The 18,659-nt window shown below is 58.9% G+C and carries 12 protein-coding genes, 2 tRNA genes, 3 rRNA genes and 1 pseudogene (1 of these 18 cut by a window edge); 9 read left to right on the top strand and 9 right to left on the bottom strand.

Annotated elements, in window-relative coordinates:
* Positions 1–31: 31 nt before the first annotated feature.
* The 4 genes from G7047_RS23985 to G7047_RS23970 all read left to right on the top strand — a co-directional run bounded on the left by G7047_RS23985 (position 32) and on the right by G7047_RS23970 (position 5,548).
* Positions 32–1,714, top strand: a complete 1,683-nt coding sequence (locus G7047_RS23985; RefSeq protein ID WP_166310707.1) for an acyl-CoA dehydrogenase family protein — start codon at positions 32–34, stop codon at positions 1,712–1,714.
* Between the two features lie 64 nt (positions 1,715–1,778).
* Entirely contained in the window at positions 1,779–2,978 is a 1,200-nt protein-coding gene (locus G7047_RS23980; RefSeq protein ID WP_166310705.1) for a threonine ammonia-lyase, read from the top strand.
* Positions 2,979–3,109: 131 nt separating this feature from the next.
* Positions 3,110–3,274: a hypothetical protein gene (locus G7047_RS23975; protein WP_166299506.1), complete on the top strand. Its 165-nt coding sequence runs from the start codon at positions 3,110–3,112 to the stop codon at positions 3,272–3,274.
* A 402-nt stretch (positions 3,275–3,676) separates the two neighbouring features.
* Complete coding sequence (locus tag G7047_RS23970) at positions 3,677–5,548, top strand: phosphoenolpyruvate carboxykinase (GTP) (protein WP_166310703.1); 1,872 nt, start codon at positions 3,677–3,679, stop codon at positions 5,546–5,548.
* Between the two features lie 283 nt (positions 5,549–5,831).
* On the opposite strand, the gene G7047_RS23965 is transcribed toward G7047_RS23970, so the two are convergent.
* Positions 5,832–6,167, bottom strand: coding sequence for a hypothetical protein (locus G7047_RS23965; protein ID WP_166310701.1), 336 nt, complete (start codon positions 6,165–6,167; stop codon positions 5,832–5,834).
* Positions 6,168–6,302: 135 nt separating this feature from the next.
* Between G7047_RS23965 and G7047_RS23960 the strand changes: the two genes are divergently transcribed.
* Positions 6,303–7,256: a LysR family transcriptional regulator gene (locus G7047_RS23960; RefSeq protein ID WP_256376789.1), complete on the top strand. Its 954-nt coding sequence runs from the start codon at positions 6,303–6,305 to the stop codon at positions 7,254–7,256.
* Positions 7,257–7,274: 18 nt separating this feature from the next.
* On the opposite strand, the gene G7047_RS23955 is transcribed toward G7047_RS23960, so the two are convergent.
* Positions 7,275–7,883, bottom strand: a complete 609-nt coding sequence (locus G7047_RS23955) for a hypothetical protein (RefSeq protein ID WP_166310697.1) — start codon at positions 7,881–7,883, stop codon at positions 7,275–7,277.
* A 193-nt stretch (positions 7,884–8,076) separates the two neighbouring features.
* Between G7047_RS23955 and G7047_RS23950 the strand changes: the two genes are divergently transcribed.
* The 3 genes from G7047_RS23950 to G7047_RS23940 all read left to right on the top strand — a co-directional run bounded on the left by G7047_RS23950 (position 8,077) and on the right by G7047_RS23940 (position 10,406).
* Positions 8,077–8,925: a metallophosphoesterase gene (locus G7047_RS23950; RefSeq protein ID WP_166310695.1), complete on the top strand. Its 849-nt coding sequence runs from the start codon at positions 8,077–8,079 to the stop codon at positions 8,923–8,925.
* 125 nt (positions 8,926–9,050) lie between these two features.
* Complete coding sequence (locus G7047_RS23945) at positions 9,051–9,473, top strand: universal stress protein (protein WP_166310693.1); 423 nt, start codon at positions 9,051–9,053, stop codon at positions 9,471–9,473.
* A gap of 195 nt (positions 9,474–9,668) precedes the next feature.
* Positions 9,669–10,406, top strand: coding sequence for a hypothetical protein (locus G7047_RS23940; RefSeq protein ID WP_166310691.1), 738 nt, complete (start codon positions 9,669–9,671; stop codon positions 10,404–10,406).
* A 48-nt stretch (positions 10,407–10,454) separates the two neighbouring features.
* Here G7047_RS23940 and G7047_RS23935 read toward each other — a convergent pair whose 3' ends face one another.
* Complete coding sequence (locus G7047_RS23935; protein WP_166310689.1) at positions 10,455–11,366, bottom strand: LysR family transcriptional regulator ArgP; 912 nt, start codon at positions 11,364–11,366, stop codon at positions 10,455–10,457.
* A gap of 96 nt (positions 11,367–11,462) precedes the next feature.
* On the opposite strand from G7047_RS23935, the gene G7047_RS23930 reads away from it, so the two are divergent.
* Positions 11,463–12,806 carry a D-amino acid dehydrogenase gene (locus G7047_RS23930; protein WP_166310687.1) on the top strand — a complete coding sequence of 448 codons (1,344 nt, stop codon included), beginning with the start codon at positions 11,463–11,465 and terminating at the stop codon, positions 12,804–12,806.
* Positions 12,807–12,954: 148 nt separating this feature from the next.
* Here the strand turns inward: G7047_RS23930 and G7047_RS23925 are convergent.
* The 6 genes and pseudogenes from G7047_RS23925 to G7047_RS23900 form a co-directional block, all read right to left on the bottom strand.
* Positions 12,955–14,313, bottom strand: a pseudogene (locus G7047_RS23925) (IS3 family transposase).
* Between the two features lie 258 nt (positions 14,314–14,571).
* Positions 14,572–14,684: ribosomal RNA gene (gene rrf / locus G7047_RS23920) — 5S ribosomal RNA — on the bottom strand.
* Between the two features lie 146 nt (positions 14,685–14,830).
* Positions 14,831–17,705: ribosomal RNA gene (locus G7047_RS23915) — 23S ribosomal RNA — on the bottom strand.
* 379 nt (positions 17,706–18,084) lie between these two features.
* Positions 18,085–18,160, bottom strand: a tRNA-Ala gene (locus G7047_RS23910).
* A 46-nt stretch (positions 18,161–18,206) separates the two neighbouring features.
* A tRNA-Ile gene (locus tag G7047_RS23905) sits at positions 18,207–18,283 on the bottom strand.
* Between the two features lie 95 nt (positions 18,284–18,378).
* Positions 18,379–18,659 (bottom strand): 16S ribosomal RNA (locus tag G7047_RS23900) (it continues 1,254 nt past the right edge of the window).
* The 16S, 23S and 5S rRNA genes sit together here with 2 tRNA genes alongside, the layout of an rRNA operon.

The raw sequence follows: 18,659 nt of genomic DNA, 5'->3' as shown, positions 1-18,659 counted from the left end.
CACTGCTTTTCCAGCAGTGACGAGGCCCGCCATGTCCACGACAAACGCACGCACCGAAGTCTCCAACCAGTTCCCCGACTGGACCGGCTACAACCTGCTCGCAACCGATCCTGCACTCAAGGAATCGCTCACCCATGCCGGTGCCGACTGGGCAGAGCCCATGCTCAAGGTCTACGCACAGCAGCTGGGCCACGCGCAAACCTTCGAACTTGCCGAGCTGGCCAATCGCCACACGCCCGAGTTGCAAAGTTTCGACATGCGCGGGCACCGCATCAACAAAGTGGAGTTTCACCCCGCGTGGCACGCGTTGCTGGGTATGTACCGCGAGCGCGGGCTGGTGTCGCTGCCATTCGAAAACACCGCGCAGAAGGGCCGCTGGACAGCGTGGGCCGCAGGCTTTTATCTGCATGGGCAGATCGAGCAGGGCACGCTCTGCCCTGCGACGATGACGCAGGCCTGCATTCCGCTGATGGCACGCGAGCCCGCACTCTGGGCCATGCTGGGCAGCAAGCTTCTGAGTCACGCCTACGATGCGCGCGACATGCCCATCGCCGAGAAGACCAGCATCTGGATTGGCATGGGCATGACCGAGAAACAAGGCGGCTCCGACGTGCGCGCCAACGCCACGCTGGCTGTGCCACTGGATGCGGGCGGGCGCGGCGGCGCGTACCGCATCAACGGCCACAAATGGTTCTACTCCGCGCCGATGAGCGACGCGCATCTGGTCGTCGCGCGACTGGGGCAGGAGGACGGCCCGCTCGGCTGCTTCTTCGTTCCGCGCTGGCGGGACGACGGCGTGCGCAATGGCGTGCAAGTGCAGCGCCTCAAGGACAAGGTCGGCAACCGCAGCAACTCGAGCAGCGAGGTCGAGTTCGTCGACGCCATCGGCACGCTGATCGGCGAGGAGGGACGTGGCATCCCCACCATCATCGAGATGGCGACCTATACGCGGCTGAACTGTGTGCTCGGCAGTGCGGCCATGCTGCGCTCGGCGCTGGTGCAGGCGCTCGCGTACACGCGCAGGCGCTCTGCCTTCGGCAAGCATCTGGCGGAGCAGCCGCTGATGCGCGCGGTGCTCGCCGATCTCGCCATTGAAAGCGAGGCCGCGCTGGCGCTGTCCATGCGATTGGCGCAAGCCTATGAGGACGACGATGCAGGCAACGACAACCCGCTCGCCCGCGCATGGAAGCGCGTGATGACGCCGGCCGCGAAATTCTGGGTCTGCAAGCGCAGCGTGGAGCTGACCGGCGAGGCCATGGAAGTATTCGGCGGCAACGGCTATGTGAACGAGAGCCTCGTCGCGCGCCTGTTCCGCGAGGCGCCCGTCAATTCGATCTGGGAAGGCTCAGGCAATGTGATGTGCCTCGACGTGCTGCGCGCGCTTTCGCGCGAGCGAGACGCGCTGGAGCAGCTCTACGCCGACTTCACCAACGCCGCGCTCGACGAGCCACGCATTGCCAAGGCCCTGCGCGAGCTGCACGCCCTCTTCACCGCTCCGCCCGAGCAACTCGAAGGCATTGCGCGCCTGCTGGTGCAGCGGCTGGTTCTGATCGCCCAGGCCTGCCTGCTCAAGCGCCACGCCCCGGCCTTCATGGCCGACGCCTTCATCGCCACGCGCCTTGCCAGCCCCACGGGCATCAACGGTGTGGTGGGCGCCATCGATGCGCGCGGGCTCGATGTGGACGCGATTCTGGAGCGCGCGCTGCCGCAGTGAGCCACCGCTTTACCCCTTTCGCATAAAAGACGCCATCCAGCCCACCTGCGCCACAATGCACCTCATGCTCCAACTCCAAGACATCCAAGCTGCCGCCACCCGCCTACAAGGCCAGGTCCTGGACACCCCCTGCGTCGAATCCAAGACGCTGTCGCAGATCGTCGGTGCTCAGGTGTTTCTCAAATTCGAGAACCTGCAGTTCACCGCATCATTCAAAGAACGCGGCGCGTGCAACAAGCTGGCCCAGCTCTCCGATGAGGAGCGCGCACGCGGCGTGATCGCGATGAGCGCAGGCAACCACGCGCAGGGCGTGGCCTATCACGCGCAGCGTCTGGGCATGAAGGCCGTGATCGTCATGCCGCGCTTCACGCCCGGTGTGAAGGTCGAGCGCACGCGCGGCTTTGGCGCCGAGGTGCTGCTGCATGGCGACACGCTTGAAGAGTCACGCGCCCACGCCTACCAACTGGCCGATGAGCGCGGACTGACCTTCGTGCACCCCTATGACGACGAGCAGATCGCCGCCGGTCAGGGCACAGTGGCGCTCGAGATGCTGGCCGAGCAGCCTGATCTGGACACGCTGGTCATCGCCATCGGCGGCGGCGGCCTGCTCGCGGGCATCGCTACGGCAGCTAAAGCGCTCCAACCGAGCATCGAGCTGATCGGCGTGCAGACCGCGCGCTTCCCCTCGATGGTGAATGCGATCAAGGGCACGCACCACGAGCAGGGCACCTCGACCATCGCCGAGGGCATCGCCGTATCCAGCCCCGGCAAGATCACGCAGGAGATCATCGCGCAGCTGGTCGATGACCTCGTGCTGGTGCAGGAGGGCGACATCGAACAGGCCGTGCTGATGCTGCTCGAGATCGAGAAGACGCTGGTCGAAGGTGCCGGTGCGGCCGGTCTGGCGGCGCTGGTGCGCTATCCCGAGCGGTTTCGGGGCAAGAAAGTCGGCCTCGTGCTGAGCGGCGGCAACATCGACCCACTGCTGCTGGCCGCCATCATCGAGCGCGGCATGGTGCGCTCGGGGCGACTCGCCCGCGTCAAGGTCAGCGCCCGTGACGTGCCCGGCGTGCTCGCGCAGATCACCGCCACCGTGGCGGCAGCGGGAGCGAACATCGACGAAGTCCACCATCAACGCGCCTTCACGCTGCTGGCCGCACAGAACGTGGAGATCGAGCTGGTGCTGCAAACGCGCGGCAAAGAACATGTGCAGCAGGTGATCGCGCAGTTGCGCGCGGCGGGCATGGAAGCCGATCTCATGTGAGCACGGGATAAACCCCGCCGTCCGGAATTCCGGCATTCGCTTAAACTTCAGGCATAGCAAGGTGGGCCTGCAGCCCGCCCTTCATCCATCACCGTCATTTCGCAGAACTGAACGCACGAGGAGACACCCACATGGCCCACGATCACTCCCACCTGGCCCCCAACGCCGCCGACGTCGAAGCCGCGCACGCCACCGATGTCACCGAGACCGTGGTGCCGATCATCCCGGTGGTGTTACCGGTGGTGGGCGCGCTGATGATGTTCCTGCTGGCGTTCATCGCGGTGAGCATGGCCTGACGCAGGTCACCTCCGTTTCGACAGAAGCCCCGCTGAGCGGGGCTTTTTCGTTAGCGCACTGCCGATGATTGCTATCAAATTTGAAAAATCCGAAATCATATGCATAACCTCATGCGTCGTTTGCATAGATTTCAATCCCTGCTGACAGACAAATCGGCGTGGGCTTCATAAAATCGTCATCCCAGTCGACTCGCGCATGGTTGTTGTTCAGTGAGGCCGGTTTCCCTCCTGCGCTCCTTCCTGTGCCAGCCGACGCAGCGAGAAGCCGTTTTTTCAAAGGCAACGCTCAGCAGGAATGACGACAGTGGGACATGCGCCTTGGATTGACGCCTCAGCCCGCCGCTCACCTTGCGCCGCCGCTTCCTTTGAAAAGACTGTTTTTCAACATTAGGAAGCTTTGAGATGAACGCACCCACGATGCAAGGCCTGACCATTCAGGCGCCCGCATATGTCAAGAATGCCAAGCTGATCGCCTGGGTCGCCGAGATGGCTGCTCTGTGCAAGCCCGCCAAGATCCACTGGTGCGACGGTTCCCAGGAAGAGTACGAAGCCCTGTGCCAGCAGCTCGTTGATGCCGGCACCTTCAAGAAGCTCAACCCCTCCAAGCGCCCCGGCAGCTACCTCGCATGGTCCGATCCATCTGACGTGGCGCGTGTGGAAGACCGCACCTACATTTGCTCGGCCAAGAAGGAAGACGCGGGCCCGACCAACAACTGGATGGCTCCCGCGGAGATGCGCGCGACGCTGAACCCGCTGTTCGACGGCTGCATGGAAGGCCGCACGATGTACGTGGTGCCGTTCTCGATGGGCCCGCTCGGCTCGCCCATCGCTCACGTCGGCGTGGAACTCTCCGACAGCGCCTACGTGGCTGTGAACATGAAGATCATGACGCGCATGGGCAAGGCCGTGTACGACGTGATCGGCACCGACGGCGACTTCGTTCCCTGCGTGCACACCATCGGCGCGCCTCTGAAGGCCGGTGAGAAGGACACGACTTCGTGGCCTTGCAACAAAACCAAGTACATCGTTCACTACCCTGAGACCCGTGAAATCTGGTCCTACGGCTCGGGCTACGGCGGCAACGCGCTCTTGGGCAAGAAGTGCCTGGCGCTGCGCATGGCCTCCGTCATGGGTCTGGAACAAGGCTGGCTGGCCGAGCACATGCTCATCCTCGGCGTGACCAACCCCGAAGGCAAGAAATCGCACGTGGCAGCCGCTTTCCCAAGCGCCTGCGGCAAGACCAACTTCTCGATGCTGGTGCCACCCGCAGCCTTCGGCGGCTGGAAGGTCACGACCATCGGTGACGACATCGCCTGGATCAAGCCCCAAGCCGATGGCTCGCTGCGCGCGATCAACCCAGAAGCCGGTTACTTCGGCGTGGCTCCGGGCACGAACTATCACACCAACCCGAACTGCATGGCCAGCCTCGACAAGAACGTGATCTTCACGAACGTCGCGCTGACCGATGACGGCGATGTGTGGTGGGAAGGCATCGAAAAGGACCATGAAGGCAAGCTGCCCGATCACCTGATCGACTGGCAAGGCAAGGACTGGACGCCACAGATCGCCAAGGAAACCGGTGCCAAGGCTGCGCACCCCAACGCCCGCTTCACCGTGGCCGCCACCAACAACCCGGCGCTCGACGAAGCCTGGGACGACCCTAAGGGGGTGAAGATCGACGCCATCATCTTCGGTGGCCGCCGCTCCACCACCGTGCCGCTGGTCACCGAAGCGCGTGACTGGAAGGAAGGCGTCTACATGGCCGCGACCATGGGCTCCGAAACCACCGCCGCCGCCTTCGGCGCGCAAGGCGTGGTGCGCCGTGACCCGTTCGCGATGCTGCCGTTCATGGGCTACAACATGGCCGAGTACTTCCAGCACTGGCTGGACATGGGCTCCAAGATCGAGCAGATCGGCCAGACCGCCCTGCCCAAGATCTTCACGACCAACTGGTTCCGCAAGAACGCCGACGGCAAGTTCGTCTGGCCAGGCTACGGCGAGAACATGCGCGTTCTGAAGTGGATGCTCGACCGCATCGACGGCAAGGCCGCTGGCCAACAAACCGCCTTCGGCGTGGCTCCGACCTACGAAGAGATCACCTGGACCGGTATCGAGTTCACTCCTGCGCAGTTCGACAGCGTGACCAACATCGACAAGGCCGCATGGGCCGAAGAGATGAAACTGCACACCGAGCACTTCGACAAGCTGGCCTACAAGCTGCCCAAGGAAATGCTGGAGATCAAGGCAGAGCTGGAAAAGCGTCTGGCCGTCTGATCGAGCGAAGTCATCCGGAGTGTCTCTGCCGAGCACCCCGGATGCCCAATGAATAGGAGTCCCGTGTTCGCTGGACTCCTATTTTTTTGCTACGGCTCAACGGATATCGATTAGACATCCCCGACAACGGTTGTCAACGACATGGGAAATCACCCTCTAGGGCGATTTTGCACAATCGAGGAACACCATCGGGCCCCAAAAAAACAAAAAGCACTTCAATACGTTGAAGTGCTTTTTATGCTGTGTGTGGCGTTGCCACCACTTTGGACAATGATCGCTCAGCTCAGTCGTAACGGCGAACGTTTTCCACAGCCAGACCGTTCATCGCGCGGCTCAGATCGGCGATGCGGCGCGCGTCACGCAGCGCGCTGTTGTAGTGATGCTCTTCTTCCTTGGCACGGCGACGGGCTTCCAGCCAGTTGGTGCGGGCGCGATTGAAGGCATTCACCACGCGGTAAGTAGAGCCCCCCAACAGCAGGAACAGATCCAGCAACGGAGAGGGCGCAACAGACGTACCGTTGTTGTGTGCGCGGAAAGTGCCCAGGTTTTCAGCCGCGCGCTGCACGCGCTCCAAACCCGCCTGGGTGGCGTGAGCGTCTGTACGTACATAGCTTGTCATGATGTGAACCTTTGGTGTCTGCCGGGCTGTTTCGAGATGATTTCCCCTGCAGAACCCATATCATAGGGTTAACCCTAGTTAATTTCCACTTTATATTTTGAATCTCAGTCATTCACATGAGTGATGATTGCAGCTGTGACTCCTCCATTCAACTTCCGCTCCCTCGACCTGAATCTACTGCGCGTGTTTGACGAGGTGATGGCAGAACGCAACCTCACGCGCGCGGCCGCCAATCTGTCGATCACCCAACCAGCCGTCAGCAACGCTTTGCGCCGCCTGCGAGAACTGTTGGATGACGAGTTATTGGTGCGCAAGGGCCACGGCGTCGAGCCCACTCCGCGCGCGTTGGCCATCTGGCCGGTGGTACGGCAGTCGCTGGAGATGCTTCAAGAGTCCCTCGTCCCCGACAGTTTCGATCCTGCAACGGCGACATCCCCGCTTGTATTGGCAATGGCCGACTCGACCGCCGCCACGTTGATCCCGTCCTTGGTCGAAATCGTCGAACGCGAGGCCCCCGGGTTGGCGCTGCGCGTGGTGCCGCTGATCAACCGCGACCCACGCCATCTGCTCAACGAGGCTTCAGCAGATCTGGCCGTGGGCTATTTTCCGGCGGTGCTCGCCGATCTGACGGCCGAGGCCCAGTCCGGCGGACTTCCCGAGTACGAAACCCGCCGCCTCTACGACGGCCAGTATGTGGCGGTGATGCGAAAAGGCCACACACTCGCGAACGGCCCGTTGTCTTTGGACGATTACTGTAATGCCCGCCATCTGCTGGTGAGTTTTTCGGGGCAGGCCTGGGGCTTCATCGACGAGGCGCTCGCGTTGCTGGGCAAGCAGCGGCGCATTGCACTGACCGTTAATCAATATGCTACCGCCGCAAGAGTGGTTGCTCACTCCGATATGGTGACCGTGCTGCCAAAACATTTCGTTCCGCTGACCGGCATTGCCGATCAGTTGCAACAGCAACCCTTGCCACTTGATGTGACGGCCGTGCATGTGGATGCGCTGTGGCTGCGCCGCAGTCGGCATCTGGCGGCCACGGCTTGGTTGCTGGGAGCCTTTCAGCGGGCGGCTCACGCGCTGGTGTGATCGGTTGAGCGTTCGGGCTCAATACAAGCGACGGGCCCAGCCGTCCATATGACGAATCACCTGCCACTGCGCGAGCCAGAGCGCGAGGTAGCCCCACGTCTCGAACAATTCCTCCGAAACGATCAGCGCCGTGTGATCCAGAAATGGCAGATGGATCTTGCCGTGACCTTCCGCCACCGCTGACAGCACCGCGCACACCACCAGCACCGTCAGTCGGAACCACGGCCAAGCGTGTTCTCGCTGAAGCACCAGAACCACGCGACTGAACGCCTTGCTGCGCCACATATTGGTCAAGCTAACCAACACCAACGACAGGCACACCCAAGGAACTGCGGGACGGTACCAGAGAACCCGCGAGCTGATCACCGGTCCGTGATCGTCGAAAGCCACGGGCGGCAGAAAAGCGGCACCCCAAGCCAACTCACGGCCCGCGAGGATAAGCCAGATCACGGCGGCCATCCACCAGACCGAGCGGGCTGCCCGTCCCGATTGGCGCAAGGCGGCCCAGACTGCGGCCAGGCAACCGGCCAGCAGAATGACCACTTGAGTGCTTTCGAGCGGGCCATTTTCCCAGCCCCAGTGGCTCGGCAGCCAGGCAGATACCGGTAGGGCGGACGCCACGCCCATCAGCAAAGTCCCTTTCCAGAGACTGTCCGATCCATCGAGCCGTCGAGCACGCCCACTGCGCGGCCCAGCATCAGTCAATGAAATATGTTTTATGTTTGACAAGGCAATCGGCACACAATGATTGAAATAACGTGTGGGGACACGAGGTTGCCACACTATTGTCATTTTCCCTCATTAGTAATACCAGTTTCACATGCGGCTTCAGTTCCTGTCCGACTTGCATCTCGAAACCCATCCACAGTTCCAACCCAGTCCCGCGCCAGGGGCCGACGTGCTGGTGCTGGCCGGCGATGTGGGCTCTTACCAGCAGGGCTCCCGGCTGACGAGTGAATATTTCGGACTCGAGCGCTTTTCTCCGCTGCCGCAGTTTGCACATTGGCCCACGCCAGTGATCTTCGTGCCCGGCAATCATGAATATGACGGCCTCGACTTCGACGACGCCCACGAACGACTCAAGCGCAGTTGCGAGAGGCTTGGCCTGATCTGGCTGGAGCGAAAATCGCTGGAGATGAACGGCGTGCGCTTTGTCGGCACCACGCTGTGGAGCGACTTCGACGCGCTCGCGCAAGACGACGTCAAATCCCATCCCGCGCGCTACCTGCAAAAACGGGAGAAGGCGTTTCGCGCTGCCAACTTCTACCTGCGCAAGACGGGCGGAACCCGGGGCGGCGAGCCCTATCTGGCCGAACAGGTGCGCGAACAGTCGCTGGTCTGCCAAGAATGGCTCACTCATGCGCTCATGACTCCCAGCGAAGCTGACCGCACAGTGGTCATCACCCACTTTGCGCCCAGTCTGCTCAGCGCCGATCCGCGCTATGGATTGGTGCCCGGCACCGCGGGCTTCTGCAACGCGCTGGATTACCTTTTGCCCTACGCCGATCTGTGGATTCACGGCCATCTGCATGCGCCTAGCGACTACATTGTCACTGGACCACGAGCCGATGGCAGCTCAGGAAAGTGCCGCGTATTGGCCAATCCGCTCGGATATGCGGTCAAGGGGGAGCAGGAGACGTTTCAGCCTCACCGCTGTGTCGATATCTGACATGCCACAGCGCGCCGTCGCAAATGCATTGAGATCTATCAACCGGCCGCCAAGTTGACTCAAGTCAAGCCCCTGAATTTCAACGACACGTAATCTGGGATCACTCACTCACATGGAGATTGTTGATGAAGATCTTGCTCGCAGTTGACGGAAGCCCTTACACAAAAAAGATGCTCGCCTATTTGGTGACACACGAAGCCACCATGAGTGAGTCGGTGGAGTACACCGCACTCACCGTCTGCCCTGAAGTCCCTCCGCGCGCGCGCAAGGCACTTGGCAAGACTATGGTGGACCAGTATTACACTGAGGAGTGCGACAAAGTCCTCAACCCGGTGATGAGGTTTCTGAAGAAGCACGGGATGAAAGTGGACTCGCTGTCCAAAGTCGGATCGGCCGGAGACACCATCGCCAAGATCGCCGAAACCGGTAAGTACGACCTGATCATCATGGGCACGCACGGCGTGAGCGCCCTGAACAAATTGGTAATGGGCTCGGTCAGCACCAAGGTGCTGGCCCAGTGCAGCGTGCCGGTGATGCTGATCCGCTGATCGATAGAAGCACAAGGGGCTGCAGGATGCGGCCCTTTTTCCGTTCTTGCGCAGCCCTTCTTCCCGGCAGACACAGCGGCTAATATGGGACGGAAGCGCAGAGTGGTCGGCTCTGCACCCCTTTCTCTGCCGTGGACCCCCATGAAGCAACTGTTGCCTGTTCTGCTGAGTCTGACCCTGCCAGGAGCTGTGGCCATGGCCGATGCGTTCCAGCCTGTCACCCGCATCCGTTGTCCCGACGGCGAATTCATCGTCGATGCCCGTCCCTTTGAATTGAACGAAGGCGGCAGCTCGCGGGTCGATATACGCTACCAGTTTCGCGGCATCACGCTTGATGCGCTGCAGTACGAGCTGTATTACAAGAATCTAGACTCTTACCTGCTCCGGGGCCAGCCGGCGATCTACCACCTCGGACTCAAGCTGGACACTAGCGGAGGCAGCAAGAAATACGGTCCCGACCGAGGCGACACGTTGTATCTGCAGCCCTCCCGGTTTCCAGCCGCGCAGGCGGAGCGTCTGGCGACATGCCTCACCGCCCGTCAGACACAGATCCGGCAGGACATGGAGCGCACGAAAATCCACGGCTCCATCTTGTTGGGACTGATGAAGACCCGGGCGCAGCTGGGGGTTACCGGCATCGCACGCATCGTTGCGGCCGATGCTCCGCTGCTCGGTGTCTATGGCACTGGCGGCAACATGATTCTGGTGGAGCGCAATGGCCGCGTCCTGCTGCACTCCAATTCCACCGTCAACAATCCCGCGCACGCGGTGCAATGGGGTGAGGTGGTGGCAGGTACTTCGGTTCATCCCACGCTGCGTTTGCACCGGAGCATCCGCCTCGAAGAAAGTAAATACGATGGGCAGCATTTGTTGATGGAGAAAGACCGGCGCGGCCACCGGCTGAAGGAGGATTTTGAGGTGCAGTGGCAATGAGCACCGCTGATGGAAATCCTCCTTCGAGGCTGGCGTTCCCGCCTTCCACTAGGCCACCAGCGACTGTCCCGCCGCGTGCGTCAGCGCCTCTGCCAGCGCGTTCAGTACTTCAGACTCGAGATTCCAAGAGTGCCAGTAGAGCTGAATCTGCAGCTTGAACCCCGGTGCCAGATCCACAAGCAAGCCCTTGGCTATCAGCGGGGCGGCCATCAGCTCGGGCACCACCGTCACGCCCCAGCCTGCGGCGACAGCGCGGACCTGGCCTTCGGAACTCGGCACGAAAATGCTGGCCAGCGACACCCGCTTGAGCCCGAAGCGCCGCGCCACGAACTCGGCCTGCATGTCGTCCTTGCGATTGAAGCAGATGAAGGTCACGTCACGGAAATTGTGGGCGCTCAGGCCATCGGGCAACTGGCTTTTGGCAAATTCCGGCGAGGCGACCGCCACATATTCCATCGCCCCGAGCGGCAACACCCGGCAGCCACGCAGCGGCTGCTTGAGCGTGGTGACGCAGCCCAGCACCTGCCCCGAGCGCAGCCATTCTTGCGTGAAATCCTGATCATCGGTGATGATCTCGATGGGCAGATTGCGCCGCGCGAGAGGCGTAAGCGCATCCAGCGCCCAGGTGGCGATGCTGTCCGCGTTGATCGCAATCGAAATGCGCTCCTCGTCCCGTGCTCCACCTGGTGAGCGCGGGGCCAGGTCCTGCAGATCACGTTCGAGATCCGCCCTCAAAAGGCGCATCTGCTTCGTGTGCTTGAGCAGCAATTGCCCCGCATGGGTGGGCCGTAGCGGCCTGCTGCGCACGATCAGTACCGACCCGACCTGCGCCTCCAGTGCCCGCAAGCGCTGTGACACAGCGGACTGCGTGACGTTCAGCCGCTGCGCGGCGCGCTCGAAGCCACCCTCTTCAACAATCGCGGCAAGGCATTCCAACGCGGCAGGATCGTAAGTGTTCATTCGCTTTGGTGAATTGAATTATTAGAAAAACTGATGTTTTTCGAATAACTTTAATTTCACTTTTATTTGTGCGCAAGAGCTTGCACACTCGCGTTCATGAAAACCATCGTCCTCGGCGCCGGCATCATCGGCATCTCCACTGCGTGGCACTTGCTTGAACGCGGCCATGAAGTCGTCGTTGTCGATCGCCAGCCCGGCGCGGCGCTGGAGACCAGTTTCGCCAACGGTGCGCAGATTTCGGTGAGCTACTGCGAGCCCTGGGCCAACCGGGAAGCGCCACTGAAGGCCATCAAGTGGCTGTTCGACAAGGAAGCACCGCTGCTGCTGCGCCCGCAGATGGACCCGCACCAGTGGGGCTGGCTGCTCAAGTTCCTCGGTCAATGCAATGACACGGCCTTCGAGCGCAACGTTCAGCAGATCGTCGCGCTCGGCGCGTACAGCCACTCGGCGCTCAAGGACGTGATCAGCAAGACGAATTTTGAGTTCGAACGGCTCGAGCGAGGCATCGCCCACTTCTACACCGACCAGAAATCCTTCGATGCCGCTGGTGATGCCGTGGAAGTCATGCGCCGCTATGGCGTGCAGCGCCGTCTGGTCAGCAAGGAAGAGCTTTTCAAGATCGAGCCCGCGTTCAAGGCCTACGGTGAACACATCACCGGCGGCACCTTCACTAGTTCAGACGAAAGCGGCGACGCGCGGGTGTTCACCCAGAAACTCGCCCAACTGTGCGCCGAACGCGGCGCGCAGTTCCTCTACAACCACGACATCGTACGCCTGAACAAGGTCGACGATGCCGTCAAGTCGGTCCATGTCCGCGCCCGCACATCAGCTAACGGCGGCCCAAGCGCCTTTGAACTGAAAGGCGACGCCGTCGTCGTGGCCTGCGGCAGCTACACCGCCCCGATGCTGCGCACCGTCGGCATCAACGTGCCCATTTATCCCGGCAAGGGCTACAGCGCGACCTTCAACATCCTCAAACCGGATGAGGCACCGTTCGTCTCGACCATCGACGACGGCAAAAAAGTCGCCATCAGCCGTCTGGGGAACCAGCTGCGCGTCGCAGGCACCATCGAGCTCGGCGGGTTCGATCACGACCTGGACTCCCCCGTCGCCCGCGCCCGCTGCCACATGCTCTCGCACCGCATCGAAACCATCCTGCCAGGCGTCTGCGACACCCGAACACCTGAAGAAGGTGGCAATCCACAATACTGGACCGGCCTTCGCCCCGCCACACCGACCAACATTCCGCTGATCGGTCGCACTAAACTCAAGGGCCTCTGGATCAACTCCGGCCACGGTACTCTGGGATGGACCCACGGTGCAGGCTCCGGCAAAGCCATGGCCGAGCTGATCTGCGGCGAACGTCCAGCAATGGCGTTCAATTTCACCGGATACGAAACCTCTCAGCGCGCCATTCATCCCATGCCAAGAACTGCCTGATCCAATCAGAAGCAAACAAAAGCCAAAGAAAAAGCGCGAAGTAAAAATACTTCGCGCTTTTTGTTCTTAGGTACGCATGAGTCATGCGAAGTGAATCGCCCCGGTTTTGAACTGCCCCCCAGAAGTTGGACGGTCACGATTCCGCCTATCAGGCGGTGCTTCTCAATCGGTACTCCACCGGACTGAGCCCCTGCAGCCCGAGCTTGATGCGCTCGTGGTTGTAGTAGTGGACGTAATCATGCACGTCCGCTTCGAGCGTATCAATGCTGTCGGGCCTTTCGAGATGGAAGTACTCGGCTTTCAGGGTGCCGAAGAAGCTTTCAATCGCCGCGTTGTCGAAGCAGTTGCCCTTGCGGCTCATGCTTTGCTTGACTCCGCGTCGCACGACGCATCGCTCGGTAGGGCTGCATCTTGTAGTGCCAACCTTGGTCGGAATGCACGATCAGGCCAGCGGCGCAACTGGTCCGCGAGAGCGCGGCCTCAAGCATGCTGGAAACCATCTCGAAGACCGGCCGCCTTGCCATGCGGTAGGCGACGATCTCGCCGTTGTACAGGTCCATACGGGCCGACAGGTAGAGCTTGTGGCCGCGTACATTGAACTCGGTGATATCGGTCGCCCACTTCTGATTCAGCGCGGTTGCGCTGAAGTCGCGCTGCAGAACGTTGGGTACGTGCACATCGCCGGTGCCCGGGACACGCCAGGAACGCTTCCTCGCCCGGATCAACGCACGCAGCCCCATTTTTTGCATCAGACGCTGCACGCACTTGTGGTTGACCGGCTCCGCCATTGAATTGCACAGCGCTGCCGTGATCCGCCGGTATCCGTAGCGGCCCTTGTGCTCGTCATAGGCAGTGCGAATTCTGGCCTCCATGGCGCATTGCTGGTCGGCGCGCTGGGTCGCCTGGCATTGGTAGTAGAACGTGCTGCGCGCCAGGCCCGCCACCTGCAACAGGTCCGCCAATTTATGGTCATGCCTCAACCCGTCAATCAGACGCGCTTTGTCGGCGCAGCTGACCTCTTCGACCGGATCAAGGCCTGCAATTTTTTTAGGTACGCGACCTCCGCGCGCAGGCGGTCGTTCTCTTCCCGCAGGGTTTTCTCCGCATTGGCAACGACCGTGCTCGGCGGTGTTGCAGAGCGTCGTTCTGGTTTCATCTTGGGCTGTTCTTCTTTCCCGATTTCGCGCGCCTGCAGACGGCCTTGATTGAGATTACGCCGCCAGACTACGACCTGGTTGGGATTGCGGATGTCATAGAGCGCCGCGACCTGACGGCTGGAGAGCTGCTCTCGATCCTGATGAGCCAGCACCTGCAACTTGAACTGCGCACTGTACGCGCTGCGCTTGGGGCGCAAACCGTCCATGCCGTGCAAGTGGTAGTGGCTCGCCCACGTGCGGATCTTCTCCTCGGGAACCGACCACCGCCGAGCCAAAAGCTTCGCGCCGCCTTCGCCTGCCAAGAAGCTTTGGACCACTTCCAGCTTGAACTCCGTTTTGTACTTCTTCATGAAACCTCTTGAAGTTTGTCCAACTTCTGGGGGCAGTTCAAACTCGGAGCGATTCAAAGTGCTGATCCCAGTTCGTCCGCTCTGACTTGCGGCAAGGAGCCTGAACGGGGAGGCTTGGGCAATCAGTGAGTTTTGCCGCAGGTATTGGGAGCGAGTGTGGGGTTTGAGGAGCGTGAGCAAGGCGCTTTCCCACATTCGATTTCCTAAAAGCAAAACGCCCCTAACTCATCAGAGCTAGGGGCGGTTTGGGCTGTAAGAGCCTGACGATGACCTACTTTCACACGGGAACCCGCACTATCATCGGCGCGAAGTCGTTTCACTGTCCTGTTCGGGATGGGAAGGAGTGGTACCAACTTGCTATGGTCATCAGGCATAACTGGGTGTCATGCAGACTTATGGTCTGCACAACGAATTCATAGAGTCTCAATCAGCTGAGGTTGTGTCCAGACTGTTTCACTGAACTTAATTTGATTGCGTACTTGGCATAACTACAAGTCTTTGAATTTATCAAAGTTATAGGGTCAAGCCGCACGGGCAATTAGTACTGGTTAGCTTAAAGCATTACTGCTCTTCCACACCCAGCCTATCAACGTCGTGGTCTACAACGACCCTTCAGGGGGCTCGAGGCCCCGGCAGATCTCATCTTGAAACGAGTTTCCCGCTTAGATGCTTTCAGCGGTTATCTCTTCCACACATAGCTACCCTGCGATGCCACTGGCGTGACAACAGGTACACCAGAGGTGTGTCCACTCCGGTCCTCTCGTACTAGGAGCAGGCTTCCTCAAATCTGCAGCGCCCACGGAAGATAGGGACCAAACTGTCTCACGACGTTTTAAACCCAGCTCACGTACCTCTTTAAATGGCGAACAGCCATACCCTTGGGACCGACTACAGCCCCAGGATGAGATGAGCCGACATCGAGGTGCCAAACACCGCCGTCGATATGAACTCTTGGGCGGTATCAGCCTGTTATCCCCAGAGTACCTTTTATCCGTTGAGCGATGGCCCTTCCATACAGAACCACCGGATCACTATGTCCTGCTTTCGCATCTGCTCGACTTGTCAGTCTCGCAGTTAAGCACGCTTATGCCATTGCACTATCGTCACGATGTCCGACCGTAACTAGCGTACCTTCGAACTCCTCCGTTACACTTTGGGAGGAGACCGCCCCAGTCAAACTGCCTACCATGCACTGTCCCCAGTCCAGATAATGGACCTAGGTTAGAACCTCAAACACACCAGGGTGGTATTTCAACGTTGGCTCCATGTGATCTAGCGACCACACTTCAAAGCCTCCCACCTATCCTACACAGATCTGTTCAAAGTCCAATACAAAGCTACAGTAAAGGTTCATGGGGTCTTTCCGTCTTTCCGCGGGGAGATTGCATCATCACAAACATTTCAACTTCGCTGAGTCTCAGGAGGAGACAGTGTGGCCATCGTTACGCCATTCGTGCAGGTCGGAACTTACCCGACAAGGAATTTCGCTACCTTAGGACCGTTATAGTTACGGCCGCCGTTTACTGGGACTTCAATCAAGAGCTTGCACCCCATCATTTAATCTTCCAGCACCGGGCAGGCGTCACACCCTATACGTCCACTTTCGTGTTTGCAGAGTGCTGTGTTTTTAATAAACAGTCGCAGCCACCGATTTTTTGCAACCCCATTCAGCTCCCTCTGTACGAGTTCACCTACTAGGGCATACCTTCTCCCGAAGTTACGGTATCAATTTGCCGAGTTCCTTCTCCTGAGTTCTCTCAAGCGCCTTAGAATACTCATCTCGCGCACCAGTGTCGGTTTGCGGTACGGTCGTCAATAGCTGAAGCTTAGTGGCTTTTCCTGGAAGCAGGGTATCACTCACTTCATGTGCAAGCACACTCGTTATCACCCCTCATCTAAGCCCGGCGGATTTGCCTACCGGGCACGACTACAGGCTTGAACCAACATATCCAACAGTTGGCTGAGCTAACCTTCTCCGTCCCCACATCGCACTATTGATCGGTACAGGAATATTGACCTGTTTCCCATCAGCTACGCATCTCTGCCTCGCCTTAGGGGCCGACTCACCCTACGCCGATGAACGTTGCGTAGGAAACCTTGCGCTTACGGCGAGCGGGCTTTTCACCCGCTTTAACGCTACTCATGTCAGCATTCGCACTTCTGATACCTCCAGCATCCGTCTCCAGACACCTTCACAGGCTTACAGAACGCTCTCCTACCACGTGCAATAAATTGCACATCCGCAGCTTCGGTAACTGGCTTAGCCCGTTACATCTTCCGCGCAGGACGACTCGATCAGTGAGCTATTACGCTTTCTTTAAATGATGGCTGCTTCTAAGCCAACATCCTGACTGTTTTAGCCTTCCCACTTCGTTTCCCACTTAGCCAATTTTAGGGACCTTAGCTGGCGGTCTGGGTTGTTTCCCTCTTGAGTCCGGACGTTAGCACCCGGTGCTCTGTCTCCCAAGCTGTACTCTGCAGTATTCGGAGTTTGCCTTGGTTTGGTAAGTCGCCATGACCCCTAGCCAAAACAGTGCTCTACCCCGCAGGTAATACTTGAGGCACTACCTAAATAGTTTTCGGAGAGAACCAGCTATTTCCAAGTTTGTTTAGCCTTTCACCCCTATCCACAGCTCATCCGCTAGTTTTGCAACACTAGTCGGTTCGGACCTCCAGTACCTGTTACGGCACCTTCATCCTGGCCATGGATAGATCACTTGGTTTCGGGTCTACACCCAGCGACTAAAAACGCCCTGTTCGGACTCGGTTTCCCTACGCCTCCCCTATTCGGTTAAGCTTGCCACTGAATGTAAGTCGCTGACCCATTATACAAAAGGTACGCCGTCACCCCTTACGAGGCTCCGACTTTTTGTAAGCATACGGTTTCAGGATCTATTTCACTCCCCTCCCGGGGTTCTTTTCGCCTTTCCCTCACGGTACTTGTTCACTATCGGTCGATGATGAGTATTTAGCCTTGGAGGATGGTCCCCCATATTCAGACAAGGTTTCTCGTGCCCCGCCCTACTTATCTGCAGCCTAGTACCACCACTGGGTTTTCACATACGGGACTATCACCCACTATGGTCGGCCTTTCCATGCCGTTTTGTTAACCCAATGACTATCACTGCAAGGCTCTTCCGAATTCGCTCGCCACTACTATCGGAATCTCGGTTGATGTCTTTTCCTCGAGCTACTTAGATGTTTCAGTTCACTCGGTTCGCCTCGCAACCCTATGTATTCAGGTTGCGATACCCTTGCGGGTGGGTTTCCCCATTCAGAGACCTCCGGATCAAAGCTTATTTGCCAGCTCCCCGAAGCTTATCGCAGGCTATCACGTCTTTCGTCGCCTATCATCGCCAAGGCATCCACCATATGCTCTTAGTCACTTGACCCTATAACTTTGACATCTCTTTCGAGATGACCCAATTGTCAGATCGCAGACTTGTTTTGTGAGGTCTCACACCTCACGCGTTATGCCGTAATGTGAATGATTTTCTTAGCTGTAATCCATCTCTGGATCACTGCTTTGAGAACGATTCGTCATTACTTGAATTAAACAAAGTTATTGTCTATTCGTTTTGACGCAATCAAATTTGTTGCTAGCGGCACGGTGCAGTAAAACCTTTACGAATTTCTGCTTTCCGCTAACAACGCTGATTTCGACTCTATGAATTTTTAAAGAACAGCCGTATTGATCCGGTAATCCGGGTCAACAACAAAGCAGTCTGTCTCCAAACTGCTTTGGTGTTGATTTTTTATCTTGATAAGTGTTGGTGGAGGATGACGGGATCGAACCGACGACCCCCTGCTTGCAAAGCAGGTGCTCTCCCAGCTGAGCTAATCCCCCAGGATTTCTTCCTCGACCAGAGTGTTGGCGCTTCCAATAAAGAGTTTGGTGGGTCTAGTTGGGCTCGAACCAACGACCCCCGCCTTATCAAGACGGTGCTCTAACCAGCTGAGCTACAGACCCATTCCTCAACCAGAGCAACAGGTCCTGCTGCTCAGCCTTGGCTTGTTCCAACAACCGATAAGTGTGGGCGTTCAATCTTGAATGCTGTTTTCCAGAAAGGAGGTGATCCAGCCGCACCTTCCGATACGGCTACCTTGTTACGACTTCACCCCAGTCACGAACCCCGCCGTGGTAAGCGCCCTCCTTGCGGTTAGGCTACCTACTTCTGGCGAGACCCGCTCCCATGGTGTGACGGGCGGTGTGTACAAGACCCGGGAACGTATTCACCGTGACATTCTGATCCACGATTACTAGCGATTCCGACTTCACGCAGTCGAGTTGCAGACTGCGATCCGGACTACGACTGGCTTTATGGGATTAGCTCCCCCTCGCGGGT

It is taken from the genome of Diaphorobacter sp. HDW4A (assembly GCF_011305995.1).
In the GTDB taxonomy this organism is placed as follows: Bacteria; Pseudomonadota; Gammaproteobacteria; order Burkholderiales; family Burkholderiaceae_C; genus Diaphorobacter_A.
The sequence above is the reverse complement of the archived record's forward strand: the minus strand, read 5'-3'. Positions and strand labels throughout refer to the sequence as shown.